We start from the raw sequence: 25,212 nt of genomic DNA, 5'->3' as shown, positions 1-25,212 counted from the left end.
ACGCGATACCGATTCCGCACGGCATCGCCTGCGCGATCCCCGCAATGTCCTGCTGCCCTGCCCCGCCGGGCAGGTCTGCCGCGTTCACATTTCGCCGCGGGAACGGCGGATGGCATACCATTTCTGGACGTTGGCGTTGTGCTGTTCCAGCGTGTCGGCGAAAATGTGCCCGCCGGTGCCGTCCGCCACGAAATAGAGCGCGCTGGATGGCGCCGGATCGAGCACCGCATCGATGCTGGCCCGCCCGGGATTGGCGATCGGCCCTTTTGGCAGGCCGGTCATCGCATAGGTGTTGTAATCGTTCACCTGCGCGATTTCCGACCGCAGGATACGGCGGCCCAGCGGGCGGCCCTTGGTGATCGGATAGATGATCGTCGGATCGGCCTGCAGCTTCATCCCCTGACGCAGCCGGTTGGAATAGACGGCGGCGACGGTGCGGCGCTCCTCCTCCTCGCCCGTCTCCTTTTCGACGATGGAGGCCAGGATGATCGCCTCTTCCGGGGTCTTGACGACGGTGGTCGGTTTGCGCCGCTGCCATGCCTCGGCCAGATAGTCGCGCATCGCCTTTTGCATCCGCGTCAGCACATCCGCCCGCTTGTCGCCGCGATTATAGCTGTAGCTGTCGGGCAGGACCGAACCCTCTGCGGGCACGTCGACCGGCCCTTCCAGTTGCGGTGCCTTCATCAATGCGTCGTGGATCATCACCGATGGCCACCCCTCCGGCACCGTCACGAACCGTTGCAGTGTCTGGCCGCCCTGAAGCATCTTCAGGATATCGGCCTGGCTCAGCCCCTTCGGCACCCGGTATTCACCCGCCCGGATGGGTTCGTCGCCGCCAAAGATGCGGGCGTACAGCCGGAACCGGTCGGCCGAACGGATTGCCCCCGCCCGCTCCAGCTCGCGTGCCGCAGCGGACAGGCTGGCCCCCTGTGGCACGATCACCGACAGATTGTCCCTGGCCGGGCCTGGCCCACCCCATTCGCGCAAGCCATAGCCGCCCGCGGCAATCGCGATCAGCACGGCCAGGATCAGCAGACATCCGAACTTGCGCATTACCCAACTCCCTAACCCGATCAGGCTGAGCTTGTCGAAGCCTCGCCCTTGTTCCTCCGCTGGTCGAAACAGAAGGACAGCGCTTCGACGGGCTCAGCGCGAACGGGGGTTGGTTGAACTGTCCGCTTAAACCGCCTTCATCACCAGGCTGGCATTGGTGCCGCCAAAGCCGAACGAATTGTTCAACACGGCGCGCACGGACCGTTCCTTGGCCTTGTGCGGAACCAGATCGACGCCAGCGCAATTCTCGCTGGGATTATCCAGGTTCAGGGTCGGCGGCACGATGCCGTCGCGCATCGCCAGAATGCAAAAGATGCTCTCCACCGCGCCGGCACCGCCCAGCAGGTGGCCGATGGCCGATTTGGTCGACGACATGGACAGATCGCCGATCGCGTCGCCGAACAGGCGGCGGACCGCGCCCAGTTCCAGTTCGTCGCCCAGCGGGGTCGAGGTGCCATGGGCATTGATGTAATCGATGTCCGACAGAGCCAGCCCGGATTTGCGCAGCGCCATTTCCATCGAACGGAACGCGCCCGACCCCTCCGGATGAGGAGCGGTCACGTGATAGGCATCGCCCGACAGGCCATAGCCGACCACTTCGGCATAGATTTTCGCGCCCCTCGCCTTGGCCCGCTCATATTCCTCGAGCACCAGGATGCCGGCGCCTTCGCCCATGACGAAGCCGTCCCGGTCCTGATCCCATGGGCGGCTGGCCCGCCATGGTTCGTCCCGGAAACCCGTCGACAGCGCCCGCGCCTGACCGAACCCGGCGATGCCGATCGGACAGATCGTGCTTTCGGCTCCGCCGGCCAGCATGACGTCGGCATCGTCCATCGCGATCATGCGCGCGGCATCGCCGATCGAATGCGCGCCGGTGGAACAGGCGGTGACGACCGCATGGTTCGGCCCCATCAGTCCGTATTTGATGCTGACCTGACCGGAAATCAGGTTGATCAGGCGACCATGGACGAAATGCGGGGAAACCCGCTTCGGCCCCTTCTGAGCCAAGACCAGCGATTCGCTCTCGATTCCCGGCAGGCCGCCAATGCCCGATCCGATGGAACAACCGGCGCGAAACCGCTCTTCCTCGGTCATGTCGGTCAGGCCGGCATCCTCCAGCGCCTGACCGGCGGCATCGATCCCGAATACGATGAACGGATCCACCTGACGCTGCACCTTGTGGTCCACGCGCTTGCCGGGATCGAACCCGTACTCATGGTCGGCCGGCTTTACCTCACACGCGTAATTGGTGTGGTAATCGGTGGCGTCGAACCGCGTGATGGTGCCCGCGCCGGATTTGCCGGCGATGATGTTTTTCCAGGCGGTTTCGACATCGGCCCCCAGCGGGGTGACCAGGCCGAGGCCGGTGACGACGACGCGGCGCATGGGCAATTTCTCCATGATTCCAGTTCAGCGAGACCGTTTCCGGCCGTTGGATGAAAAACGGCCCCATCGACGGCGGGTCAAAACACCCGCGCGATGGAGCCGTCAATCCTTATCCGGCCCGGCGGGCCATGGGCGATCCTGCGATCAGCCCTGATGCTCGTCGATATAAGCGATCGCGTCCTTGACGGTCGTGATCTTTTCGGCGGCTTCTTCGGGGATTTCGACGCCGAACGCTTCTTCGAAAGCCATGACCAGTTCGACGATGTCCAGGCTGTCCGCGCCCAGATCGTCGATGAAGCTGGCATCCTCCGTCACCTTCTCGGCTTCGACGCCCAGATGCTCGACGACGATCTTCTTAACCCGATCGGCGGTCTCGCTCATTCCCAATTCCTTTATGCAGAAAAATGATTGTCTTGTCCCATCCGCACCTAATCCGCCCGCTGTTCGCGCGCAAGAGGGCGGACCGTTGGCGATGGAACCAACGTTACGAAATCATCGCCATGCCGCCGTTCACGTGCAGCGTCTGGCCGGTGACATAGCCCGCTTCTCGGCTGGCGAGGTAGACGACGGCGGCGGCAACATCCTCCCCGCTGCCCAGATCGCCCGCCGGGATGCGGCCGAGCAGCGCGGCCTTTTGCGCATCGGGCAGCGCATCGGTCATCGCCGAGCGGATGAAGCCGGGCGCCACGCAGTTCACCGTGATGCTGCGGCTGGCCAGTTCCTGGGCCAGCGCCTTGCTCATGCCGACCAGCCCCGCCTTGGATGCGGCATAATTGGCCTGGCCCGGATTGCCCGTGGCGCCGACGACCGAGGTGATCGAGATGACACGGCCGAAGCGCTGCTTCATCATCGGGCGCGCAGCCGCGCGGATCAGGCGGAATGCGGCCTCAAGATTGACTTGGATCACCTGGCTCCATTCGTCATCCTTCATCCGCATGGACAGGTTGTCACGCGTGATCCCGGCATTATTGACCAGGATGTCGAGCCGCCCGCCCAGCGCCTCCGCCGCCTGGGGCACCAGCGCGTCGACCGACGCCGGATCGGACAGGTTGCACGGCACGGCGACATGATCGCCGCCAAGGTCGGCGAGGAAGGCGTTCAGCTTGTCGGCATTGGACCCGGAAACCGCCAGACGCGCGCCCTGCGCCGCCAGCGCCCGTGCAATCGCCGAACCGATGCCCCCGGATGCGCCCGTCACCAGCGCAGTCATTCCCGTCAGATCGAACATGTCATCATCCTTGTCGTCAAAGCGAGGCGAGCAACGCCTCGATATCATCCATGCCCACGACGCTGACCGGGGTCGCGTCGGGCGCGATGCGCTTGACCATGCCGGTCAGCACCTTGCCGCCCAGTTCGACATAGCCGGTGACCCCGGCATCCCACATCGCCATCACCGATTCCCGCCAGCGGACCATGCCGGTGACCTGTTCGACCAGCAGCGCGCGGATCGCGTCCGGATCGCTGACCGGAGCGGCGGTGACATTGGCGTAAACGGGCACCAGTGGCGCCTGAATGGCCGCATCGGCAAGGGCGGCGGCCATGGCGTCGGCGGCAGGCTGCATCAACGGGCAGTGAAAGGGCGCGGAGACGGGCAGCAGCACCGCGCGCTTGGCCCCATGATCCTTGGCGATGGCGACCGCGCGGTCGATCGCACCCTTGTGCCCGGAGATCACCACCTGGGTGGGATCATTGTCGTTGGCGACCGTGCAGACTTCGCCTTCTGCAGCGGCTTCGGCGATCGTGCGCGCCTTGGCGACATCGGCACCCAGCAGCGCGGCCATCGCCCCCTCGCCCACCGGGACGGCCGCCTGCATCGCCTGGCCGCGCAATTTCAGCAGCCGGGCGGTCGTGGCAAGGTCGAATGCGCCGCCCGCGCACAGGGCGCTATATTCCCCCAGCGAATGGCCGGCGACGAAATCCGCCTTTTCCGACAGCCGCACGCCGCCTTCGCGCTCCACTACGCGAAGGACCGCAATGGCGTTGGCCATGATCGCGGGCTGGGTATTTTCGGTGAGCGTCAGGTCGGACTCCGGCCCCTCGGTCATCAGCCGGAACAGATGCTGGCCAAGGGCATCGTCCACTTCCTGAAACACTTCGCGGGCGACCGGGCTGGCATCGGCCAGCGCCTTGCCCATGCCCACGGCCTGGCTGCCCTGCCCCGGAAAAATGAATGCGCGCATGGCGTCGGCGTCCTCCGATTGAAACTGGTGTGCCGGACTAGCGGCATCCAACCTGAACGCAAGGGTGCGCCTTGCGACATTTGGTGACGCATTTGCGGTGCCATTGGGACATTTGCGGGACAGGCAGCCCCCAGATTGGCCTCATCGAAGTTCAATCGAGGAGTAAGGAAGATGAAAAAGCTGATCCTGGGCGCAATCGCCGCCTCGCTGATGGCCACCCCGGCACTGGCCGCCCCGCCCCGCGACCGTCAGATCGTGAAGCAGCAGCCGAACCGCACCGTGATCGTCAATCGCGGCCCCGGATACCGCGAGCGCACGGTCGTCCGCCACAACAACCAGCGTCAGTGGGCGCAGCAGAATCGCTGGAACAACCAGCGGCAGTGGCAGCGCGGCCAGCGGTTCGACCGGCGCTATGCGACCAATTATCGCCAGATCGACTATCGCCAGTATCGCCAGCGCGGCCTGTATGCCCCGCCCCGCGGGCATCAGTGGGTCCGCTCCGGCAATGACGCGGTGCTGGTCGCCGTCGCCAGCGGCCTGATCGGTGCGGTCATCGGCGGGATTGCGTTCTAACCCTTGCCTTTCGGCCGGATATGGCTAAAGGCGACAGCGTCCGGGGTGTGAAGCCAGCCTTCACGCCCCGGCCTGCATTTGAAGACGACAGCCGGAGGGGCATGGCACGGGGCCATGTCAGCGATCGGCCAACAGATGGGAAGACACATGGCTCTGTACGAGCACGTGTTCCTTGCGCGCCAGGATCTGGCACAGGCGCAGGTGGACGCGCTGGCGGAAACCGCCACCAAGATCGTCGAATCGATGGAAGGCAAGGTCGTCAAGACCGAGACCTGGGGCCTGCGCAGCCTGGCCTATCGCATCGCGAAGAACCGCAAGGCGCATTATGTCATGATCGAGATCGACGGTCCGCCGACGGTCGTCGCCGAGCTGGAGCGCCAGACCGCGATCAACGAAGACGTGATCCGTTACATGACCGTCAAGGTCGACGAACTGGAATCCGGCCCAAGCGTGATGATGCGCAAGGGCGATCGTGACCGCCGCGGCCGCCGCGACCGCGACGACGAAGGCCGGGGAGAATAAGACATGGCACGCGCATTTTTCCGCCGCCGCAAGAGCTGCCCCTTCAGTGCGAAGGACGCGCCGCGGATCGATTACAAGGACGTCCGTCTGCTGCAGGGCTTTGTGTCCGAGCGCGGCAAGATCGTCCCGTCGCGCATCACTTCGGTGAGCGCAAAGAAGCAGCGCGAACTGGCTCAGGCCATCAAGCGCGCCCGTCATCTGGGCCTGCTGCCCTACATCGTGAAGTAAGGAGCGCCCCATGGATGTGATTCTGCTGGAACGCGTCGAAAAGCTCGGCGCTATCGGCGATGTGGTGAAGGTGAAGGACGGGTTCGCCCGCAACTACCTGCTGCCCAACAAGAAGGCGCTGCGCGCCAACGAAGCCAACCGCAAGGTGTTCGAAGCCAATCGCGAACGGATCGAGGCGGAAAACGCCGCGCGCCGCAGCGAAGCGCAAAAGGATGCCGGCAAGGTGGACGGCGCGTCCGTCACCCTGATCCGTCAGGCGTCGAACGTCGGCCAGCTCTATGGCTCGGTCGCCGTCCGCGATCTGGTCGAGGCGCTGGAGGCCGAAGGGCACAAGGTCGCCAAAAACCAGGTCGTGCTGGACAAGCCGATCAAGGCCATCGGCGTCTATGACGTCAAGGTCGCGCTGCACCCCGAGGTGTCGGTGACGATCAAGGTGAATGTCGCTCGCTCGCCCGAAGAGGCCGATATGCAGGCTCAGGGCGTCGACGTGATGTCCGCGATGTTCGAAAAGGACGAAGCAGGCTTCACCGAGGACTATGATCCCAATGCCGAGCCGGGCGAAATCGCTTCGGCCGAACCGGCAACAGACGAAGCCGAACAGGGCTGATCGCCCGGTTCGACGGACAAGAAAAAGGGCCGCCGGGATCCACCCGGCGGCCCTTTTCGATTCGGGGTGACGTTGCCGTCCGGTCAGGGCACCGACACGCAGGCGGTAATGACCAGCGCGAGCGGGATCAGGCTGAGGACGACGGGGACGATCTTGTTCATGGTGCAATTCCAAATGAGGCTTCACCCTATGTAATGCGCCCTGGACGGAATGGTTGCTGCAAAGTGAACAGTTTTGCTGTCGTGCCGCAAAGCATCGCTGCTGGCGCACGGGTGGACCGGGCGCCGAGACCTGCGGCCGTCCATAAACAAACAGGGCGCCCGGAACCGGTCCGGACGCCCTGAAATAAGCGAAATTCGACCGATCAAGCCTTGGGCGGATCGGCGATCATTGCGGTGAAATTGGCCGAAGCGGCAACCGCATCGCCAAGCAGCGCGCGGCCCGCAAACTTGCAGACGCTCGACCGTTTCTGGACGAACTCGACTTCCAGCGTCAGCAGGCAACCCGGCTCAACCGGCTTGCGGAACTTCGCTTCCTCGATCGCCATGAAATAGACGAGCTTGCCCGAACCGGCCAGGCCAAGGCTCTCGACGGCCAGAACCCCCGCCGCCTGGGCCAGCGCCTCGACGATCAACACGCCGGGCATGATCGGACGGCCGGGGAAATGCCCCTGGAAAAAGCCTTCGTTGATCGTCACCGCCTTGACCGCGCGGATCGACCGGTCGAGCAGGATTTCCTCGACCCGGTCGACCAGCAGCATCGGATAACGATGGGGCAGCGCCGCCATCACCCGCTGGACATCCAGCGGGCCGATGGCGGTGCGGCCTTCGACGGCGCTCTCGCTCACCGGCCTTCGGGGGCCGGGGTCGTGCCGGCGGCGGGCTGCTGCTGGGCGGCACGCGCCGCCTGCACCTGCGCCGCGCGGGCAACCAGCTGCTGATACTGCTGCAACAGCTGCAGCGTCTGCTGCGACGGACGCCAGTTGGCCGGCGGCGTGATCGCGACGTTGGGCGTGCTGCGATCCAGTTCCGCCTTGATCGCGGGCGTCACATTGGCGGCGTCGGGCGCATAGACGAACGCTTCGGGCGTCAGGATCGCGTTGATCTTCTTGTCGGTGACCACCTTGGTCTGCGCGGCCGGATAGGCGCGCAGGATGGTTTCAAGCGCATAGGCCTGGGCAAGGAGCATCGGCTCGTTCAGCTGCGTGATCGCCTGTTCCGACTGCTGCTGGATCGTCTGGATCTGCGTCACTTCGGCGCGCTTCGCCGTCTGTGCCGCCTGCACTTCCTGTTCGGAAAGCTGATTGTCCTTGTTCGTGTCAAGGGCGGTGATCAGCGGGCGCAGCTGCGTGTCGGTCTGCTGGCGACGCTGTGCGATCTGGTCGATATTCTGCTTGTAGGTGGTCCGAATCTGCTGGTTGGCAGTGTCGAACGCCTTTGCTGTCAGGATCGCTTCCGACGGGTCGGCATAGGCAAGGCCAGCGACCTGGGCGATAGCCGGCGCCGCGCCCAGCGCGATCACCAGCGCGGCGAGCGGAAGATGGTTGAGCTTGGTCATCAGAATGCAGTTCCTACGTTGAAGGTCACAAGTTTCGGATCGTCGCCTTCATAGCTGACGATATCCTTGGCGATGTCGATGCGCAGCGGGCCGAACGGCGAATTCCAGTTAACCCCGATACCGGCGGTGACGCGTGGCTTGATCGTGTCGCCCAGGAACAGTTCGTTGAACAACAGCTGCGGCCGGTTGGCATTGCCGTTCACGTCGATCGCCTGCGTGGTGGATACGAAATCCCCCTCTGCATTGCGGCCGATGAACAGCGGATTGCCGGCACCGTCCCGCGCCTGGGGCGATTGCAGCACGGGCCGCGTCAGCCCGGCAAGAGCACCAACCTGGACGAACACCGACGGCCGGATGCCCAGTTCCTGGATCCCGCTGCCCAGCGGCGGCTCCAGTTCCAGCTTGCCAATATAATAGACGGTGCCGCCGAGCGGATCGTCCACCAGCTGATTGCGGTCGGTCACCGGGATCTGGTCGCCCGTATCCGGATCGATGCCGGTATAGGTCTGACGCAGGATGCGGGGGCCGACACCGCGGATCTGGAAACCGCGAAACTGGGGTTCGCCCAGATAGAAACGGTCGTTGATCCGGATCGGATCGTTGCCGGGGCCACGGCTGGATTCGAGCGAATAGATGTATCCGCCCTCCAGCGTGGTCGAAAACACCCAGCCGCTGCCAAAGCTCATATATTTACGGAAATCGCCGCGGGCGCGCAGATACCGGACGTCGCCGCCCAGCCCCGCCACGTCGGCACCGACTACCAGCCGCTGCCCGCGGGTCGGCCGCAACCGGCTGTTCAGATTGTCGTAGATCAGCGACAGGGTGATGGCAGAGGTGATGCGATTGCCGATGGCATCGCACAGATACCGGCCGGCGCGCAGCGGATCGCACTGCCCGTTCGTGAAGAACTGGCTTTCGTCCAGCGTGATGTCGTCCTGCTGCAACGTATAGCGGCCCGACAATGTCCAGTATTCGGTCAGCGGAATGCCGGACACGATATTGAACCCGGTCGACACCTGCTGGAACGTCGTGTTCCGGTTCTGGCCCAGGAAGTTGAACGAGTTGAAATCCCGGCGGAAGATCGCGCCGCCAAGCGCAATGTTCTTGTCGAACAGATAGGGTTCGGTGAAGCCGACCTCGACCGAATTGGAGAAGGTCGAATAATTCACCTCCAGCCGGATATCCTGGCCGCGACCCCGGAAGTTACGCTGGCGGATCGCCCCTTGCAGGATAAACCGTTCAAGGCTGGAAAAGCCCGCGGACAGGGTCAGTTCGCCGGTGGACCGTTCCTCGACATTCGCGCGGAGCACAGCGCGGTCCGGCGCCGACCCCTCGGCCTGTTCGATTTCGAACTTGTCCTGGAAATAGCCGAGCGAGTTGATCCGGTCCTGGCTGCGCTTGACTAGGAACGTGTTGAAGGCATCGCCCTCCGCCACGCGCATTTCGCGGCGGATGACCTTGTCCTGGGTCTGGGTGTTGCCAGTGATGTCGATGCGCTCGACATAGGTCCGGTTGGCCTCTGCGATGAAGAAGGCCAGGTTCATCGTCAGCTTTTCGCGGTCCCGCTGGAACTCCGGACGGACGTCGGTGAACGCATAGCCGAATGTGCCGGCCAGCTCGCTCAGCTGGTCGATCGTTTCTTCGACCAGCTTGGCGTTGTACCAGTCGCCCTGCTTCATCGGCAGGTTCTTGGCCAGCGAATCGTCGTTGAAATCGCGGATGGCACTGTCGACGGTCACCTCGCCGAATTTGTAGCGCGGCCCTTCCTCGACGACATAGGTGATGATGAAGTCTTCCTTGTCCGGGGTCAGTTCCGCGACGGCGGAGATCACCCGGAACTCGGCATAACCCTCGGTCAGATAGAATTGGCGCAGCTTTTGCTGATCATAGGCGAGCCGGTCCTGGTCATAGCTGGTGGCCGAGGAAAACAGGCGGAAGAAGCGGGCCTGCTTCGTCGCCATCTCCTTGCGCAGCTCGCTGTCGCTGAACTGTTCGTTGCCGATGATGTTGATCTGGCGGACCTTGGACTTCGGCCCTTCGTTGATTTCGAACACCACATCGACCCGGTTCTGGTCGAGCGTGACCATCTGAGGCTCGACCGTCGCGGCGAACCTCCCTTGGCGGCGATACAGTTCGATGATGCGCGCCACATCGGCCCGGACGGCGGTGCGGGTGAAGATCTGACGCGGTGCCAGCTTGATTTCGGGCAGGATCTTGTCGTTCTTCAGCCGCCGGTTGCCCTCGAGCACGATGCGGTTGATGATCGGGTTTTCCCGAATCCGGACGACCAGCTCACCCGTTTCCACCCCGGCGATCGCCACGTCGGCGAGCAGGTCGGAGTTATAAAGGTCGCGGATCGCCTCATCGACCGACTCGTTGGTATAGGGTTCGCCGATGCGCAGCTTGGTATAGGACAGGACCGTTTCCGGCTCGATCCGCTGCGACCCCTCGACCGTCAGCGAGCGGACGATGCGCACGTCCTGGCCCGGCTGCGGCGCAGCCGTCGGGGCGGCCTGCCCCGGAGCGGCGGGAACGGCGGGAGCCACCGGTGCGGTCTGTGCCACCGCGACGCCCGACAGCATCGTGCATGCGAGCAGCGCCGACGCGCCCGACCCATTGGTGAAAAGCTTTGCCTTGATCACGAACCCCACCACCTTGAACCGGAAGAAAAAGCGCATCTGTCCCGGATGCGCGCGTAGCCCTGCCCTAACCTGCCGTGCCGATCAAGCCAGCGAGGCCGCGCCACAGGCCGAATGCGCCGAGATCATTGAAGGTCACGACCAGAACCAGCGTCAGCAGCGATACCATGCCCAGCCGGAACGACCAGTCCATCACCTCGGCACGCACCGGCCGCCCGCGCACCGCTTCGGCCGCGTAGAACATCAGGTGCCCGCCATCCAGCATCGGCACTGGCAACAGGTTGATGAACCCCAGATTGATGGAGATGATCGCGGCCAGCAAGATCAGTTCCGGCAGACCGAGGCTCAGTTGCTGCCCAGCCACCTGCGCAATCCTGAGCGGCCCGCCCAATTCGTCGATTGAGCGGCGACCGGTGATGATCTGGCCCAAGCCGTCCAGCATGGTCGTCAGCTGGCCGATCGTCATCGACAACCCGGCCATCGGCGCTTCGAGCAGGCCGACCGTTTCCGATACAGGGGCGACCGGCCGCACCCCCAGCAGTCCCAAGCGATATTCGTTGCCGAACCGGTCGATTTCGCGCCGGACCCCCAATGTGACCGGCTGGTCGATCCGGGCACCGTCGCGCTCGACCGTCAGCATCACCCGCTCGCCGGGGCGCATGACGGTAAAGGACCGCATGTCGGCAAAGGTTTCTGTCGGGCGACCGCCCATCGCTAGGATCCGGTCCCCGGGCTGCAATCCGGCGCTTGCCGCGGCACTGTCCGGTTCCACCGACCCCACCTGCGCCGGGGTACGATCGACGCCGTAGATCATGGCAAAGGCCGCCATAATGGCGATGGCCAGCACGAAATTGGTCACCGGGCCGGCCGCAACGATGATCGCGCGCTGCCAGACCGGCTTTGCCTGAAATGTCTGGGCGCGTTCCTCGGCGGGGAGCGACAGCCATTCGGCGCTTGGCTGACCCGCCGGGTTCATGTCGCCGGCAAACTTCACATAGCCGCCCAGCGGCAGGATGCCGAATTTCCAGCGGGTGCCGCGCCGGTCGGTGAAGCCGGCGATTTCCCGACCGAACCCGACCGAAAACGCCTCTGCCTTCACGCCGAACCAGCGGCCGGCGGCATAATGGCCAAGCTCGTGCAGGAAAACGAGCGGGCCGATGACCAGCACGAACCCGAAAATGGAAAAGATCAGGCCGGGATTATCGGTCAAGAAACGCCTCGCTTCACCCGCTCTGCCGTGCGGGCCCGTGCTTCCGTGTCGATGGCGATAACCGCATCGACCGTTGCCGGGGCCGCCGGATCATAGCCCGACAATATTTCCTCGACGATTGCGGCAATTTCAAGAAAGCCGATGCGCTTGTCGAGAAATGCCTGGACCGCGATCTCGTTTGCCGCATTCAGGATCGCCGGCCTGGCGCCCCCTGCATCGACGGCGGCCCGTGCCAGTCGCAGGGCGGGGAACCGCATCGGGTCCGGCGCCTCGAAATCCAGCCGCGCCAGACTGGCGAAATCCAGCGGGGCGATGGGCGTCGGCATCCGGTCCGGCCAGGCCAGGGTATGCGCAATCGGCACCCGCATGTCGCTCGGCCCCAGCTGGGCAAGAATGGAGCCATCGACATAATCGACCATGGAATGAATGACCGATTGACGATGGACCAGGATTTCGATGCGGTCGGCAGGCACCGGAAACAGCCGTGCCGCCTCGATCAGCTCCAGCCCCTTGTTCATCATCGTGGCGCTGTCGATCGATATCTTTGCGCCCATCGACCAGTTCGGGTGCGCCACCGCCTGTTCCGGCGTCACCGCCGCCATCCGCTCCAGCGGCCAGTCGCGGAACGGCCCGCCGCTGGCCGTCAGGATGATCCGCCGAACGCGTTCCGGGCGGTCGAAATCGAAACACTGGAAGATGGCATTGTGCTCGCTGTCGGCCGGCAGGATGTTCGCCCCGCTGGCCCGTGCCGCCGCCAATACCAACTCCCCGGCCGACACCAGCGGCTCCTTGTTGGCGATGACGACGGTTTGGCCGCCCTCTATCGCAGCAAGGGTCGGGCCAAGCCCCGCACAACCGACGATCGCGCTCATCGTCCAGTCGACAGGGATCCGTGCGGCATCGCAGACGGCCTGCATGCCGCCGGCGGCGTCGATGCCGGTTCCTGCCAGCGCAGCTTCCAGTTCGGGCAGGCATGCGGCATCACCCACCACCGCCCGTTCGGCACGGGTCCGGATCGCCATGTCGGCCAGCCGATCGACGTCCCGGTTCGCCGTCAGTGCGACGACACGAAAGGCATCGGGCGCCCGTTCGATCAGGTCCAGGGTCGACGTGCCGATCGAGCCCGTCGCCCCCAAAATCGTTACGCGGCGCATCACAACCCCTTTGAAACCAACGCCAGCATCAGCGCCGCGACCGGCGCGACCGGGACCAGCCCGTCCAGCCGATCCATCAGCCCGCCATGACCCGGCAACAGCGTACTTGCATCCTTGACCCCTGCCCGCCGCTTCAGCCAGCTTTCGAACAGGTCGCCGATCTGCGCGATGACGGCAAGCAGCGGCGTGGCGATGGCAAGCGGCACCGGCAAGCCCTGACCGGTCAGTGCCCATCCGAACAATGCCGCCGCGACAACGCCGCCGGCCAGCCCGGCCCAAGTCTTGTTCGGACTGATCGCGGGTGCGAGTTTCGGGCCGCCGATGAATCGCCCGGCGAAATAGGCCCCGATGTCACAGGCCCAGACCAGTGCCATCGCCCAGAGCGTCAACAGGATCCCGTCGGGCCGGTCGCGCAGCACCAGAAGCGCCATCACCGGAAGCGCGACGTACAGCACGCCTGCCGACAGCCACAGACGCCGGTCGACCGCCGCTGCAAACAATGCGGCTGCCAGGATCAGGCCCAATCCGAAAAACCCCGGACCAGCCGCCCAGGGAGACAGGATGGCCAGCGGCACCATCAGCGCCATCTGCCCCAACCAGGTGACCCGGGGCGGCAGATTGACCAGCCCACCCCATTCGCGCAGCATCAGGAGGGCAATGACGGTCAATGCCAGCCAGAATGCGAATCCGCCGAGCCAGATGACGGTCATCGCGACAACCGCCAGGGCCAGTCCGACCGTCGCGCGTACCGACAGATCGGCCAGCGGCCCTGCCATGCGCTGTCTCACAACCCGCCGAACCGCCGCTGGCGACGGCGAAAGGCGGCAATGGCATCGACCAGCGCCGCGCGATCGAAATCGGGCCAGAGCGTGTCGACGAACAGCAGTTCGGCATAGGCCGCCTGCCACAGCAGGAAATTGGAGAGCCGCTGCTCGCCCGATGTGCGGATCAACAGGTCCAGCGGCGGCAGATCGGCAGTCGAAAGCGTGCGTTCGATCCGTTCGGGATCAATGGCATCGGCTGACAGCGTGCCGTCGGCGACCTGTGCGGCCAGCGTCCGCATGGCTTCGGCGATTTCGGCATGGGCCCCGTAATTCAGGGCAATGACCAGTCGGTGCCGGCTGAACGCCGCCGTCCGCTCGATCGCGCGATCGATCATCGCCACCAGATCGGGGGACAGCTTGCGATAGTCCCCAATGACCTGAAGACCGACCCCCTCTTCGACCAGATCGTCGATCTCGGTCTTCAGGAAATGGCGCAGCAACCCCATCAGGTCGCCCACCTCTTCCTCCGGCCGCCGCCAGTTTTCCGAGGAGAAGGCGTAGAGGGTCAGCACCTCGATCCCAAGATCGCGGGCGGCGCGCGATACCGCCCGCACGGCCTCTACGCCCTTGCGGTGACCGGCAATGCGGGGAAGCCGCCGGGCCTTTGCCCAGCGACCGTTTCCGTCCATGATGATGGCGACGTGTCGAGGCACGCCGCCCTCGATTTGGTCTCCGGCGGCGTCGGAACTCACTTGCCCAGGATTTCCTGTTCCTTGGCATTGGCGGCGGCATCGATGTCGGCAATGGTCGCGTCGGTCAGTTTCTGGACCTCTGTTTCCAGCCGCTTGCGCTCATCCTCGCTGATCGCGCCCTTCTTTGCGTCGGTCTTCAGGCTGTCCATGCCGTCGCGGCGGACGTTGCGGGCCGCGATCCGCGCCTTTTCCGCATATTGACCGGCCAGCTTGGCCAGTTCCTTGCGGCGCTCCTCGGTCAGGTCGGGGATCGGCAGGCGCAGGGTATTGCCGTCCGAAATGGGATTGAGGCCAAGGCCCGCCGAGCGGATCGCCTTTTCCACGGGGCCGACATTCGTCTTGTCCCACACCTGTACCGACAACATGCGCGGCTCCGGCGCGGAAACGGTCGCCACCTGGTTCAGCGGCATCGCAGCGCCGTACACCTCCACGGTAACCGGATCGAGCAGCGAGGTGGAGGCACGTCCGGTGCGCAGGCCGCTGAGATCGCCCTTCAGCGATTCGACGGCGCCGTGCATCCGGCGTTCCAGATCGGCCTTGTCATAAACGGCCATGGCAATGTTCCTTCTTGCTTTGTCGTTCTCAGGCGTCGTTGCGGACGATGGTGTGCGTACCCTCGCCGCGCAGCACGGCGGACAGATTGCCCTCGCTGCGGATGTTGAACACGACGATCGGGATATCGTTGTCGCGACAAAGCGCGACGGCGCTGGCGTCCATCACCTTCAGATCGTCGGCCAGCACGCGGTTGAAGCTGAGCGTCGAATAACGCTGTGCGCCCGGCACCTTTTTTGGATCGGCGTCATATACGCCATCGACGCTGGTGCCCTTGAACAGGGCATCGCACTGCATCTCGGCGGCGCGCAGGGCGGCTGCGGTATCGGTGGTGAAGAACGGGTTGCCGGTGCCGGCGGCAAAGATCACCACCCGGCCCTTTTCCATATGCCGTTCCGCGCGTCGGCGGATATAGGGTTCGCAGACGCTGGCCATCGGGATCGCCGACTGGACGCGCGTGTCGACGCCCAGCTGTTCCAGTGCATTCTGCATGGCAAGCGCGTTCATCACCGTCGCCAGCATGCCCATATAATCGGCGCTCGTCCGGTCGAACCCCTTCGCTGCGGCGGCCAGGCCGCGAAAGATGTTGCCGCCGCCGACGACCATGCAGACCTCGAGCCCGGTTTCCGTCGCGGCTTTTACCTCGCGTGCTACCCGGTCGCAGGTTGCGGGATCGATGCCGAACTGGCCACCGCCCATCAACACTTCGCCCGACAATTTCAAAAGGATGCGTTTGAAGCCCTGGTCCGTCATGTTCGCCCGTCGATCGTCTGGAAAACCCCCTTGCCGGGGGACCGAATTGCGGCGGACCTTAGTGTCGGTCGATTGCCCTGCCAAGCGGCGATCCGGGGGCTGCGACCAGAAATTGCCGACAGGGTTCGGACCGGCCGCCATTGCCGGGCGCCGGACGGAGCCGCCCGGTCATCCCATGTTCAGCGCCGCGCAATGTCGGATGGTTTAGCTGGACCCCAGTCTGTCCTGGCGCGTTTCGCCATGATACCAACGAACCTGCTCCGCTCCTCATTGGTTCGAACGGGGCGGCATGGAGAATGACGATGTCGACCTTTAAGCGTATCAAGCAGGTGGCACTGGCATCGGCCCTGACGGCCACGCTGGCCGCCTGTGCGACCCCCACCCCCTATCGCCCGGCAATGGGCAGCGGCAGTTCGCGCACCGGCTATGCCGAACAGCAGATCGAACCCGACCGGTTCCAGGTCATGTTCGCCGGCAACAGCGTCACGTCGCGCGAAACTGTCGAACGGTACCTGTTGTACCGGTCGGCCCAGCTGACGCTGGAACAGGGGTACGATCACTTCGTCCTGGCCAACCGCGACACCGACAAGCAGAGCCGGACGGTCGTCAATGACTGGGGTGGCCCCGGATTCGGCGCGTTCGGCGGCGGCTTCGGCTATTGGGGTCCGCGCTGGCGCTTTGGCGGTCCGCGCTGGGGCGTCGGGGCGTGGAGCCCGTGGTACGATCCGTTCTGGGATCGCCAGATCGATGTCCGCACCATCAACAAATATGAGGCGATGGCGGAAATCGTGATGGGCAAGGGTCCGAAGCCCGGCAACGACGTGCGGGCATTCGACGCACGGGCAGTGGTCCAGAGCCTGGGCCCGACCGTGAGGATGCCGACCGCCGGCTGATCCGGCGCTCAATTGATCCAGCGAAAAGGCGTGACGGGCCAGTGCCTGTCACGCCTTTTTATTGACGGTCCGGCCCGGTGGCCAGACCGTCCGCGACGGGGGCGTGCGTTACGCGACCGCCCCATGGCAATGCTTGAACTTGCGACCCGATCCGCAGGGGCAAGGGGCATTGCGGTTGATATTGGCAAAGGCCGCCGGGTCGATATCCTCCTGCATTTCCGGCCGCGGCATCTGCATCGGCGGCAACCGGGTGGTCACAAGGCCCAGGGTACCGCCGTCGATATCGCGGCTGTCGTCCTCGCCCGTCAGCGGATCGATATGCGTGGTCAGGAAATCGGGCAGTTCGGGCAGTTCCGGCGGCGGCGCATAGCCGAACTGGCTCACCGCCAGCACGCGGGTCACATCCTCGCGAATCGCGGTCAGCATCCGCTCGAATTGCGCGAACGCCTCTGCCTTATATTCGTTGATCGGCGTCTTCTGCGCATAGGCGCGCAGGTGGATCACGGCCTTCAGCGCATCCAGCAGCGCCAGATGCTCCTTCCAGTGATGGTCCAGATTCTGGAGCAAGATCGATTTTTCGACCCGGGTCCAGGTGTCGGGGTCCAGCGTCGCGGCCTTTTCCTCGATCAGCTGGTCCGCCATCGCCCGGATGCGCTCCTCCAGCGTCTCCGGCTCGATACCGTCTTCCTGCTCGATCCAGTCCCTGACCGGCGGATCGACGTTCAGCACGTCGCGCGAACGCTGCATCAGGCCCTCGACATCCCATTGCTCGGGATAGCTGCCGACCGGACATGCTTCCCCGACCAGGGCGTTCACCGTCTCCGCCCGCATGTCGACCACAACATCGCCGACGGTATCGGCGTCCATGATGTCGGCGCGCTGTTCATAGATCACCTTGCGCTGGTCGTTCATGACGTTGTCATATTCGACGACCTGCTTGCGGATGTCGTAGTTGCGCGCCTCGACCTTTTTCTGGGCGGTCTCGATCGCCTTGGACAGCCATTTGCTGGCAATCGCCTCACCGTCGCCGACGCTCGACCGCATCATCTTGGCGAACAGCGTGTCGGGGCCGAAAATGCGCAGCAGATCGTCGTCGAGGCTCAGATAGAAGCGCGAAAGACCGGGGTCGCCCTGACGGCCCGAACGGCCGCGCAGCTGGTTGTCGATGCGGCGGCTTTCGTGCCGTTCGGTGCCCAGCACGAACAGGCCGCCCGCAGCCAGCACCTCGGCCTTTTCCGCCTCGATCTCGGCACGGATCGCGTCGATGGCGGCATCGCGCTCCGGCCCTTCCGGCATGTCGCGCAATTCGTCCTCGACCCGGTATTCCAGATTGCCGCCCAGTTTGATGTCGGTGCCGCGGCCCGCCATGTTGGTGGCGATCGTTACTGCCCCCAGCCGCCCGGCCTGCGCCACGATGCGCGCTTCCTGTTCGTGATAGCGGGCGTTCAACACCGAATGGGTGACGCCCTCCTTGTTCAGATATTCGCTGAGCAATTCGGACTTTTCGATCGACACGGTACCGACCAGCACCGGCTGGCCGCGTTCGGCATGTTCTTTGATCGTGCGCGCGATGGCGATGAACTTGTCCTGCAGCGACTTGTAGAACTGGTCGTCCTCGTCCACGCGCTGCACCGGCACGTTGGTCGGGATCGACACCACGTTCATCTTGTAGATGTCGTAAAACTCGGCCGCTTCGGTCGCCGCCGTGCCGGTCATGCCCGACAGCTTGGGATACATGCGGAAATAATTCTGGAAGGTGATGGAGGCCAGCGTCTGGTTCTCCGGCTCGATCTTCACGCCTTCCTTGGCCTCGACCGCCTGATGCAGGCCGTCGGACCAGCGGCGGCCATCCATCATGCGGCCGGTGAATTCGTCGATGATGATAACCTTGCCATCCTTGACGATATAGTCCGTCTCCCGCTTGCGCATGATGTTCGCCTGCATCGCCTGTTGCAGGTGGTGGACGACCTGGGTGTTCTCGTAATCATAGAGGTTGCTGCCCTTGAGCAGCCCGGCCGCCTCCAGCATCCGCTCGATCCGCTCGGTCCCGTCCTCGGTCAGGACGATCGAGCGCTGCTTCTCGTCCTTTTCGTAATCCTCGGGCACCAACTGCTTCACGATGGCGTCGACCGAGACATACAGGTCCGACTTGTCGTCGGTCGGACCGGAAATGATCAGCGGCGTGCGCGCCTCGTCGATCAGGATCGAGTCCACCTCGTCGACGATGGCGAAATTGAAGGGCCGCTGCACCATCGATTCGCGGTCATACTTCATGTTGTCGCGCAGATAGTCGAAGCCGAATTCGTTGTTGGTGCCGTAGGTGATGTCGGCGTGATAGGCCGCGTGCCGCTCGCCGTCCGACAGGTTGGGCACGATCACCCCGGTGGTCAGGCCCAGAAAGCCGTAGATGCGGCCCATCTCCGCCGCGTCGCGCCGGGCGAGATAGTCGTTGACGGTAACGACATGGACGCCCTTGCCCTCAAGCGCATTCAGATAGACGGCGAGGGTGGCGACCAGCGTCTTGCCCTCGCCCGTGCGCATCTCGGCGATTTCGCCGCGGTGGAGCACGATGCCGCCGACCATCTGCACATCGAAATGCCGCATGCCCAGCGTACGCACCGATGCCTCGCGGACCGTGGCAAAGGCTTCGGGCAGGATCGAATCCAGCTTTTCGCCATTGGCCAGCCGTTCGCGGAACCGGACGGTCTGGGCCGCCAGATCCTCGTCGGACAGCGCCTGGATCTGCGTTTCGAGGTCGCGGATCCTGGCGACCTGCGGCTTCATGGAATTGACGTAGCGATCGTTGGACGATCCGAAGAGCGACTTGGCAATACCGCCGAGCATGATGAAATCCTGACTATGATCTGGGGGGGCCGCACGGATTGCGCGCGGTCTGACAGCGCCGTTTGCCGGCGCGGGTGCAGGGAGGCCGGCAGAGCGCATGGACGCTCCGCCCGGAACTCAGTTCAGCCGCCGCTCACCGCGAAGGACGGCCCGCTGATCGCCCAGCATGGCCGGCGAACCGTCGATCCTGCGTGGCGCAATGGGTGTGCCGATCAGCGAAAGCCACGGGCGGATGGCCGATGCCTGTGCCATTTCGGCGGCGACGGCGATGGCCGCTTCCTGGCGCGCCTCGATCGCCATACGCCCGACCGGCTGGGCAGCCGTCATCGCGCCGGACAGGCCGGTCAGCAACGCGGTCAGCAACAGCAACAGGTTCAAGACAGGCCCTTCGTTACGCTTCGGTGTCACATATACACCCGAACGCCGACATAGTTTCTGAACAAGGCGTCGTCCAACGGAAATCGAACCGCGACTTGCACCCCGGGATGCAGCCTGTAATCACCCCGGCGCTATGGAACGCTCGCCGCTCGCCCGCCCCTTTCCCGAAATGCCCGCCATCGCCGGAGCCGTGCCCCGGGTCGCGCGTGCCGGATACAAGGATTGGGGTCGGTGCGACCTGACCTACATCACCCTGAGCGAGGGGACGGCTGTCGCGGGCGTGACGACCCAAAGCAAATGCCCGTCACCGGAAGTCGAATGGTGCCGCGACGCGCTGGTCCTGGGGCGGGCACAAGCACTGGTCGTCAATGCCGGCAACAGCAACGCCTTTACCGGCAATCGCGGGCGGATGGCGGTGGAGGCGATTGCGGCCCGGGTGGCGGGGCATCTGGGCTGCCAGCCATCGGATGTGTTCGTGGCATCCACCGGCGTCATCGGGGTCCCGTTGCCGATCGACAAGGCAGAGGCGGGTCTGGACGCGGCATTCGCCGCCGAACCGTGCAGCTGGGAAGCGGCGGCCGCCACGATCATGACGACCGACACCTTTGCCAAGGGTACGGTGACGCGGGCGGTGGTCGATGGACGCACCGTGACGCTGGCCGGGATCATCAAGGGGTCGGGCATGATCGCGCCGGACATGGCGACGATGCTGGGGTTCATCTTTACGGACGCCGCCGTCGATGCCGCCTTTCTGCAACGCGCGCTCAGTGCCGCCAATCAGGGCAGCTTTTCCTGCATTACCGTCGACAGCGACACGTCGACCAGCGACACGGTGCTTGCCTTTGCGACGGGTGCAGCGGGCAACGCGGTGCTGACCGACGAGGACAGCGACGGGGCCGATGCGTTCCGCGCGGCACTGTCGGACCTGTGCCTGCAACTCGCCCATCTGGTCGTCCGGGATGGCGAAGGCGCGCGCAAGTTCATCCGGATCGACGTGGAGGGGGCGACAAACGACGCGAGCGCGCATCGCATCGCGCTCAGCATCGCCAATTCGCCGCTGGTGAAAACCGCAATCGCGGGCGAGGACGCGAATTGGGGGCGGATCGTCATGGCGGTGGGCAAGGCCGGCGAACCGGCCGAGCGCGACCGCCTGTCCATCCGCTTCGGCGGGGTTCAGGTCGCCAGCGGCGGGCTGGCGGTGGACGGATATGACGAGGCCCCGGTCGCCGCGCATCTGAAGGGCGAGGAAATCGATATCGGCGTCGATCTCGGCCTGGGGGAAGGTCGCGCGACCGTTTGGACGTGCGACCTGACCCACGGCTATATCAGCATCAACGCAGATTACCGGAGCTGATCGCTCAGCCCCGGCTGGATCGCATTACAGCTCGCTCTGCAGCCAGGCAGCCAGTTCGCGCTTTGGCGCGGCGCGGTTGAACCGGGCGACTTCCTGGCCATTCTTGAACAGGATCAGTGCGGGGATCGAGCGGATGCCGAACTCGGCCGCCTTTGACGGCGCATCGTCCAGATTGGCCTTGGTGATCGTCACCTGATCCGCCAGCTCGTCCGACAATTCCTCCAGCGCGGGGGCGATCATCTTGCACGGTGCGCACCAGTCAGCCCAGAAATCGACCAGAACGGGCTTGTCCGCGGTCAGTACATCGGCCTCGAAACTTGCGTCGGAAACGGCCTTGGTGGCCATGGGGAGTTCTCCTTGATCAATCGGCTTGCATTGGGTGCAATCTAGGCGGGCGGATCGCCCGGCTCAAGCATCTGCGCGATATAGCTTTGTTGCGGATCGCCAAACTGAACCTTGTGCGCCGCCAGCATTTCGGGATCGAGCGCGATCAGTCGGGGGCCGCTGGTATAAAGCAGCGCGGCATCGACCGCCCGGCCGGGAAAGATCACCTCCAGCGCGGCGCAATAGGCCGCCATCTGTCGCAGGTGATAGGGCGGGACCGCGGCGGCATCGGCGGGCGCATGGCGCCCGGTCTTGAAATCAATCACCCGCACCCGGTCCGGCCCGATCAGCAGCCGATCAGCGGTACCCGCTACCACGCGCCCATCCGCCAGGACGGCGGCGATCGGTGCCTCGGCCAGCGCATCGGGGCCGAACAAGTCGGCAAAGCCGGGATGCTCGATCACCGCCAGCGCGTCGTCGATCAGCGCGCGCCGGGCATCGGCATCGGCCAGCCCCGCCCCCTTTTCCAGCCAGCGATCGGCGGCCGCCCGACGCCGGTCGGGCATCACCGCCGGCATTCGTTCGAACAGGGCGTGCAACCGCTTGCCCCGCTCGGCCGCCGCCAGCATGGCCGGACCCGGCGGCGGATCGGCGACCGAATCATCGCCCATCGACGACGGCGCCAGCGGCCGGGGCGGTCGCGCCTCCTGCGGGGCGGGCAGAGCCGCCCAGGCTGGCAAATCGGTGCGGGTTGTCGGGACATAGGCCGCCTCGACAACCGTGCGACGGCGACCGGCCAATCCGTCGGCGCCCCAGGTGCGTTCATCGGCCTCCTCGCCCAGCGGCGCGACCCCCAGTGCATCGAATGCGCGCGCCGCCTGTGCATACCAGCTGTTGGGCGCAACCTCGCCCTTTGCACTGCGGCCAAGCGCCCCGGCGACGATCAATTCGCGTTCAGCGCGCGTGGCGGCGACGTAGAAAAGCCGCCAATGCTCCTCCAGCTCGCGCGCAGCCGCGTCGGCCATCAACTGGCCCAGCGCCTCGCCCCGTTCATCCTTTCTGGGTCGGAAGACAGGCAGCTTCACGCCGCGCTCCACCTCCCATTGAAAGCTGCGCTCCGGCCGCCGGTCGGGGTCGGCGGTGGCGTCGGCCAGAATGACGAGCGGTGCCTGCAACCCCTTGGCCCCATGGGCGGTCAGCACCCGCACCGCATTGCCGGGCTGGGCGGCATCGCGCTTCACTTCGACCTCGCCCCGGTCGAACCAGTCCAGAAACCGTTGCAGCGACGCCGTCGCCAGCCCCTCGAACTGGAGCGCGGCGGACAGCAGTTCCTCGATCGGGTCGCGCGCCTCCTCGCCCAGCCGTTCCAGCAGCCGGCGGCGGCCATCCATGTCGCCAGACAGGATGGCTTCCAGAAACCGGTGCGGCGTCGTGAAATCCGCCGCGTTGAGCATGGCGAACAGCGGTGCCAGCCGTGCCTGCGGGTGCGTATCGCGCAGATGACGCCACAAGGTCACCCCATCGGGACGGACGGCAGCCTCCAGCAATTCGTCCTGGCTCCATCCGATCAACGGTGAAACCAGGAGCGCCGCCAGCGACAGATCGTCGTCGGGTTGCAACACGAAGCGGATCGCCGCCAGCAGGTCCTGCACCGCCAGCGGGGCATTGAGCCGCAACCGATCCACCCCGGCAACCGGCACCCCGGCCTCGTACAGTCGGGCGACCAGCAATGCCGCCAGTTCCCCCCGGCTCCGGACCAGGATCATCACTTCGCCCGGCGCGATCCGCCCATCCGCGATCTGGTGTTTCAGCCAGGCAGCGATGCGTTTGGCCAGGGCGCGGGTGGCATCGTCCACCCACCCTTCCTCTCCGTCATCGATCGCCGCGTCGGTCACCGGTCGCCACAGCCGCACCAGCCCCGGCCCCGGCACATGGGTGCCATGCCGCTGGATTTCGGAAAACTGTCCCAGCGCGCCCGCTGGCAGCGTCTCGATCGCCCGATCGACGAATTGCAGGATCGGTTCGGCGGACCGGAAACTGTGGGTGAGCGACAAGGGGTGAAACGCCAGCAGCGGCGCATCGCGGTCCACGGCCGCGTCCCGCTGCGCCTGCCGTTCGAAATGCCGCTGCGCCAGCGCGAAATTATAGGGATCGGTGCCCTGAAACCCGAAAATCGCCTGTTTGTAATCCCCGACGACGAACAGGGTGCGGGTGCCGGACGCCCGCTGCCCCTCCCCGACGAAGAATTCGTCGGCCAGCGCCTTGACGATTTCCCACTGGTCCCAGTTGGTATCCTGCGCCTCGTCGATCAGGATATGGTCGGTCGTCTGGTCGAGTTTGAACCGAACCCATTCGCCGATGCCGGGTTGCGACAACAACCGCCCGGTTTCGCGGATCAGGTCGTTGAAATCGACGGCGCCCAGCCGCTGCTTGGCGCTGCGATAGGCAAGGGCATAGGCGCGCCCGGCGGCCATGCCCTGCGCCAGCAGGTCGCTGAAAGCGGCCTTGGCGCGCAGGCCGATCAACGCAGAACAGCGTTCGAACAACCGGGCGGCAAGATCGCCATAGCCATCGACCTGCGGTGCCTGTCCCTTGCCGGTGGATGACGGTTCGCCGTCCTTCCTCGCCCAGCACAGATGCAGGTTGGCGAGCGTTTCCGCCCGCCGCGCCGCATCGCTGGCCAGCCACGCCGCAATCCGGTCGGCCCGGTCCAGCCCCTTCTTGGTGCCCCATTCCGCGTTCAGCCGCGCGACTTCGGCAAGGCCCAGCCATTCGACCGAGCATTGCGCCGCGATCTCTGCCTCGACTTCTCCCACCGGCAGGCCCAGCCGCTCCCGCAGCCAAGGCGCGACCGCATCGGGCAGTGCCGCCATGGCATCCGGCACGGCGGCGCAGGCGCGCAGATATTGTTCCGCCCCGCCCTCGCCCAACCGCAGGCTGAGCGCAGCGACGCCATCGAGCACCTCGGATGCCCCGCCAGCCGCCTCCGACACCAGCATCGCCGCCAGCGTTTCGCGGGCCAGCACCTGTTCTTCCCGCGCCTCCAGCGGGCGGAACCCGGGCGCCAGCCCGGCCTCCAGCGGGAAAGCGGCAAGCAGGCTCTGGCAGAAACTGTGAATGGTCTGGATGCGGATGCCGCCGCCCGGCGCGTCGAGCACCTCGGCAAACAGCGTCCGGGCGCGCTGCAGAACGGCCTCAGACGTGTGATCCTCGCCCAGCGCGAACACTTCCTTCGCCAGCGCGGCATCGGGCATCCGCACCCAAGCGCCCAGCCGCGTATTGATCCGCTCCGCCATCTCCGCCGCGCCGGCCTTGGTAAAGGTCAGGCACAGGATCGCCTCCGGCCGAACGCCGGACAGCAACAGGCGAAAGACCCGGGCAGACAGCACCTGCGTCTTGCCGGTGCCGGCGGACGCGGACAGCCAGATATGCGCATCCGGCGCGGACGCCTGCGCCTGGTCCCCCTTCAGCAGGGGCAGGGGCCGCATG

At 65.2% G+C, this 25,212-nt stretch carries 24 protein-coding genes; 6 read left to right on the top strand and 18 right to left on the bottom strand.

What is annotated here, in order from left to right; translation table 11 throughout:
- Nucleotides 1-84 precede the first annotated feature (84 nt).
- The 5 genes from mltG to fabD form a co-directional block, all read right to left on the bottom strand.
- Nucleotides 85-1,053 carry an endolytic transglycosylase MltG gene (gene mltG / locus ACPVPU_RS09280; protein ID WP_448657647.1) on the bottom strand — a complete coding sequence of 323 codons (969 nt, stop codon included), beginning with the start codon at nucleotides 1,051-1,053 and terminating at the stop codon, nucleotides 85-87.
- 126 nt (nucleotides 1,054-1,179) lie between these two features.
- The gene (gene fabF, locus ACPVPU_RS09275) at nucleotides 1,180-2,439 is read right to left on the bottom strand and encodes a beta-ketoacyl-ACP synthase II (protein ID WP_448660478.1); all 1,260 of its coding nucleotides are present in this window, start codon (nucleotides 2,437-2,439) and stop codon (nucleotides 1,180-1,182) included.
- Between the two features lie 144 nt (nucleotides 2,440-2,583).
- Entirely contained in the window at nucleotides 2,584-2,820 is a 237-nt protein-coding gene (locus ACPVPU_RS09270; RefSeq protein ID WP_260019506.1) for an acyl carrier protein, read from the bottom strand.
- A gap of 103 nt (nucleotides 2,821-2,923) precedes the next feature.
- The gene (fabG, locus tag ACPVPU_RS09265) at nucleotides 2,924-3,667 is read right to left on the bottom strand and encodes a 3-oxoacyl-[acyl-carrier-protein] reductase (protein WP_448657645.1); all 744 of its coding nucleotides are present in this window, start codon (nucleotides 3,665-3,667) and stop codon (nucleotides 2,924-2,926) included.
- A 16-nt stretch (nucleotides 3,668-3,683) separates the two neighbouring features.
- The gene (gene fabD, locus ACPVPU_RS09260) at nucleotides 3,684-4,619 is read right to left on the bottom strand and encodes an ACP S-malonyltransferase (protein WP_448657644.1); all 936 of its coding nucleotides are present in this window, start codon (nucleotides 4,617-4,619) and stop codon (nucleotides 3,684-3,686) included.
- A 171-nt stretch (nucleotides 4,620-4,790) separates the two neighbouring features.
- Between fabD and ACPVPU_RS09255 the strand changes: the two genes are divergently transcribed.
- From ACPVPU_RS09255 to rplI, 4 genes are all read left to right on the top strand, one after another.
- Nucleotides 4,791-5,192, top strand: a complete 402-nt coding sequence (locus tag ACPVPU_RS09255; RefSeq protein WP_448657643.1) for an RcnB family protein — start codon at nucleotides 4,791-4,793, stop codon at nucleotides 5,190-5,192.
- Between the two features lie 147 nt (nucleotides 5,193-5,339).
- Nucleotides 5,340-5,714, top strand: coding sequence for a 30S ribosomal protein S6 (rpsF, locus tag ACPVPU_RS09250; protein ID WP_426273972.1), 375 nt, complete (start codon nucleotides 5,340-5,342; stop codon nucleotides 5,712-5,714).
- A 3-nt stretch (nucleotides 5,715-5,717) separates the two neighbouring features.
- Nucleotides 5,718-5,942 (top strand): 30S ribosomal protein S18, encoded by a 225-nt coding sequence (gene rpsR / locus ACPVPU_RS09245; RefSeq protein ID WP_250753687.1) that lies wholly within the window; start codon nucleotides 5,718-5,720, stop codon nucleotides 5,940-5,942.
- Between the two features lie 10 nt (nucleotides 5,943-5,952).
- Nucleotides 5,953-6,549, top strand: a complete 597-nt coding sequence (gene rplI / locus ACPVPU_RS09240) for a 50S ribosomal protein L9 (protein ID WP_448657642.1) — start codon at nucleotides 5,953-5,955, stop codon at nucleotides 6,547-6,549.
- Between the two features lie 364 nt (nucleotides 6,550-6,913).
- Here the strand turns inward: rplI and fabZ are convergent, their stop codons facing one another.
- The 9 genes from fabZ to pyrH form a co-directional block, all read right to left on the bottom strand.
- Entirely contained in the window at nucleotides 6,914-7,396 is a 483-nt protein-coding gene (gene fabZ, locus ACPVPU_RS09235) for a 3-hydroxyacyl-ACP dehydratase FabZ (protein WP_448657640.1), read from the bottom strand.
- A complete protein-coding gene (locus tag ACPVPU_RS09230; RefSeq protein ID WP_448657638.1) occupies nucleotides 7,393-8,106 on the bottom strand; it encodes an OmpH family outer membrane protein in 714 nt (237 codons plus the stop codon). The genes fabZ and ACPVPU_RS09230 overlap by 4 nt, the downstream gene beginning before the upstream one ends.
- Complete coding sequence (gene bamA, locus ACPVPU_RS09225) at nucleotides 8,106-10,688, bottom strand: outer membrane protein assembly factor BamA (protein ID WP_448660476.1); 2,583 nt, start codon at nucleotides 10,686-10,688, stop codon at nucleotides 8,106-8,108. Before bamA ends, ACPVPU_RS09230 begins: the two co-directional genes overlap by 1 nt.
- Before the next feature lie 124 nt (nucleotides 10,689-10,812).
- Nucleotides 10,813-11,955: a M50 family metallopeptidase gene (locus tag ACPVPU_RS09220; RefSeq protein ID WP_448657636.1), complete on the bottom strand. Its 1,143-nt coding sequence runs from the start codon at nucleotides 11,953-11,955 to the stop codon at nucleotides 10,813-10,815.
- A complete protein-coding gene (locus tag ACPVPU_RS09215) occupies nucleotides 11,952-13,109 on the bottom strand; it encodes a 1-deoxy-D-xylulose-5-phosphate reductoisomerase (protein WP_448657634.1) in 1,158 nt (385 codons plus the stop codon). Before ACPVPU_RS09215 ends, ACPVPU_RS09220 begins: the two co-directional genes overlap by 4 nt.
- On the bottom strand, nucleotides 13,109-13,885 hold the full coding sequence (locus ACPVPU_RS09210; protein ID WP_448657632.1) for a phosphatidate cytidylyltransferase: 777 nt from the start codon (nucleotides 13,883-13,885) through the stop codon (nucleotides 13,109-13,111). Before ACPVPU_RS09210 ends, ACPVPU_RS09215 begins: the two co-directional genes overlap by 1 nt.
- Nucleotides 13,886-13,893: 8 nt before the next feature.
- Entirely contained in the window at nucleotides 13,894-14,562 is a 669-nt protein-coding gene (uppS, locus tag ACPVPU_RS09205) for a polyprenyl diphosphate synthase (protein ID WP_448660474.1), read from the bottom strand.
- 59 nt (nucleotides 14,563-14,621) lie between these two features.
- Nucleotides 14,622-15,179, bottom strand: coding sequence for a ribosome recycling factor (gene frr, locus ACPVPU_RS09200; RefSeq protein WP_448657631.1), 558 nt, complete (start codon nucleotides 15,177-15,179; stop codon nucleotides 14,622-14,624).
- Nucleotides 15,180-15,207: 28 nt separating this feature from the next.
- Nucleotides 15,208-15,930 (bottom strand): UMP kinase, encoded by a 723-nt coding sequence (pyrH, locus tag ACPVPU_RS09195; RefSeq protein ID WP_448657630.1) that lies wholly within the window; start codon nucleotides 15,928-15,930, stop codon nucleotides 15,208-15,210.
- Nucleotides 15,931-16,232: 302 nt separating this feature from the next.
- On the opposite strand from pyrH, the gene ACPVPU_RS09190 reads away from it, so the two are divergent.
- Nucleotides 16,233-16,823 carry a CC0125/CC1285 family lipoprotein gene (locus ACPVPU_RS09190; RefSeq protein ID WP_448657629.1) on the top strand — a complete coding sequence of 197 codons (591 nt, stop codon included), beginning with the start codon at nucleotides 16,233-16,235 and terminating at the stop codon, nucleotides 16,821-16,823.
- A 108-nt stretch (nucleotides 16,824-16,931) separates the two neighbouring features.
- Here the strand turns inward: ACPVPU_RS09190 and secA are convergent, their stop codons facing one another.
- Nucleotides 16,932-19,667 (bottom strand): preprotein translocase subunit SecA, encoded by a 2,736-nt coding sequence (gene secA / locus ACPVPU_RS09185; RefSeq protein WP_448657628.1) that lies wholly within the window; start codon nucleotides 19,665-19,667, stop codon nucleotides 16,932-16,934.
- A 117-nt stretch (nucleotides 19,668-19,784) separates the two neighbouring features.
- The gene (locus ACPVPU_RS09180) at nucleotides 19,785-20,045 is read right to left on the bottom strand and encodes a hypothetical protein (RefSeq protein WP_448657627.1); all 261 of its coding nucleotides are present in this window, start codon (nucleotides 20,043-20,045) and stop codon (nucleotides 19,785-19,787) included.
- A gap of 133 nt (nucleotides 20,046-20,178) precedes the next feature.
- Here ACPVPU_RS09180 and argJ point away from each other — a divergent pair, with 133 nt between their 5' ends.
- The gene (gene argJ / locus ACPVPU_RS09175; RefSeq protein ID WP_448657626.1) at nucleotides 20,179-21,399 is read left to right on the top strand and encodes a bifunctional glutamate N-acetyltransferase/amino-acid acetyltransferase ArgJ; all 1,221 of its coding nucleotides are present in this window, start codon (nucleotides 20,179-20,181) and stop codon (nucleotides 21,397-21,399) included.
- A gap of 24 nt (nucleotides 21,400-21,423) precedes the next feature.
- Here the strand turns inward: argJ and trxA are convergent, their stop codons facing one another.
- Together trxA and addA are read right to left on the bottom strand one after the other, a co-directional pair.
- Nucleotides 21,424-21,744: a thioredoxin gene (gene trxA / locus ACPVPU_RS09170; RefSeq protein WP_448657625.1), complete on the bottom strand. Its 321-nt coding sequence runs from the start codon at nucleotides 21,742-21,744 to the stop codon at nucleotides 21,424-21,426.
- Nucleotides 21,745-21,785: 41 nt separating this feature from the next.
- On the bottom strand, nucleotides 21,786-25,211 hold the full coding sequence (gene addA, locus ACPVPU_RS09165) for a double-strand break repair helicase AddA (RefSeq protein WP_448660472.1): 3,426 nt from the start codon (nucleotides 25,209-25,211) through the stop codon (nucleotides 21,786-21,788).
- Between the last annotated feature and the right edge of the window lies 1 nt (nucleotide 25,212).

The organism is Sphingomonas paludis (assembly GCF_053502515.1).
Note: the sequence above shows the minus strand (reverse complement) of the source record. Positions and strands in the feature narration are given on the sequence as shown.

Bases quoted from the DNA above. Each gene is read 5' to 3' on its own strand.
- frr (WP_448657631.1), bottom strand. From the start codon at position 15,179: ATGGCCGTTTATGACAAGGCCGATCTGGAACGCCGGATGCACGGCGCC.
- ACPVPU_RS09230 (WP_448657638.1), bottom strand. From the start codon at position 8,106: ATGACCAAGCTCAACCATCTTCCGCTCGCCGCGCTGGTGATCGCGCTG.
- pyrH (WP_448657630.1), bottom strand. From the start codon at position 15,930: ATGACGGACCAGGGCTTCAAACGCATCCTTTTGAAATTGTCGGGCGAA.
- argJ (WP_448657626.1), top strand. From the start codon at position 20,179: ATGGAACGCTCGCCGCTCGCCCGCCCCTTTCCCGAAATGCCCGCCATC.
- ACPVPU_RS09210 (WP_448657632.1), bottom strand. From the start codon at position 13,885: ATGGCAGGGCCGCTGGCCGATCTGTCGGTACGCGCGACGGTCGGACTG.
- ACPVPU_RS09215 (WP_448657634.1), bottom strand. From the start codon at position 13,109: ATGCGCCGCGTAACGATTTTGGGGGCGACGGGCTCGATCGGCACGTCG.
- rpsR (WP_250753687.1), top strand. From the start codon at position 5,718: ATGGCACGCGCATTTTTCCGCCGCCGCAAGAGCTGCCCCTTCAGTGCG.
- fabF (WP_448660478.1), bottom strand. From the start codon at position 2,439: ATGCGCCGCGTCGTCGTCACCGGCCTCGGCCTGGTCACCCCGCTGGGG.
- trxA (WP_448657625.1), bottom strand. From the start codon at position 21,744: ATGGCCACCAAGGCCGTTTCCGACGCAAGTTTCGAGGCCGATGTACTG.
- secA (WP_448657628.1), bottom strand. From the start codon at position 19,667: ATGCTCGGCGGTATTGCCAAGTCGCTCTTCGGATCGTCCAACGATCGC.
- ACPVPU_RS09270 (WP_260019506.1), bottom strand. From the start codon at position 2,820: ATGAGCGAGACCGCCGATCGGGTTAAGAAGATCGTCGTCGAGCATCTG.
- mltG (WP_448657647.1), bottom strand. From the start codon at position 1,053: ATGCGCAAGTTCGGATGTCTGCTGATCCTGGCCGTGCTGATCGCGATT.
- rplI (WP_448657642.1), top strand. From the start codon at position 5,953: ATGGATGTGATTCTGCTGGAACGCGTCGAAAAGCTCGGCGCTATCGGC.
- fabD (WP_448657644.1), bottom strand. From the start codon at position 4,619: ATGCGCGCATTCATTTTTCCGGGGCAGGGCAGCCAGGCCGTGGGCATG.
- rpsF (WP_426273972.1), top strand. From the start codon at position 5,340: ATGGCTCTGTACGAGCACGTGTTCCTTGCGCGCCAGGATCTGGCACAG.
- uppS (WP_448660474.1), bottom strand. From the start codon at position 14,562: ATGGACGGAAACGGTCGCTGGGCAAAGGCCCGGCGGCTTCCCCGCATT.
- ACPVPU_RS09190 (WP_448657629.1), top strand. From the start codon at position 16,233: ATGTCGACCTTTAAGCGTATCAAGCAGGTGGCACTGGCATCGGCCCTG.
- addA (WP_448660472.1), bottom strand. From the start codon at position 25,211: ATGCGGCCCCTGCCCCTGCTGAAGGGGGACCAGGCGCAGGCGTCCGCG.
- ACPVPU_RS09255 (WP_448657643.1), top strand. From the start codon at position 4,791: ATGAAAAAGCTGATCCTGGGCGCAATCGCCGCCTCGCTGATGGCCACC.
- fabG (WP_448657645.1), bottom strand. From the start codon at position 3,667: ATGTTCGATCTGACGGGAATGACTGCGCTGGTGACGGGCGCATCCGGG.
- bamA (WP_448660476.1), bottom strand. From the start codon at position 10,688: ATGCTGTCGGGCGTCGCGGTGGCACAGACCGCACCGGTGGCTCCCGCC.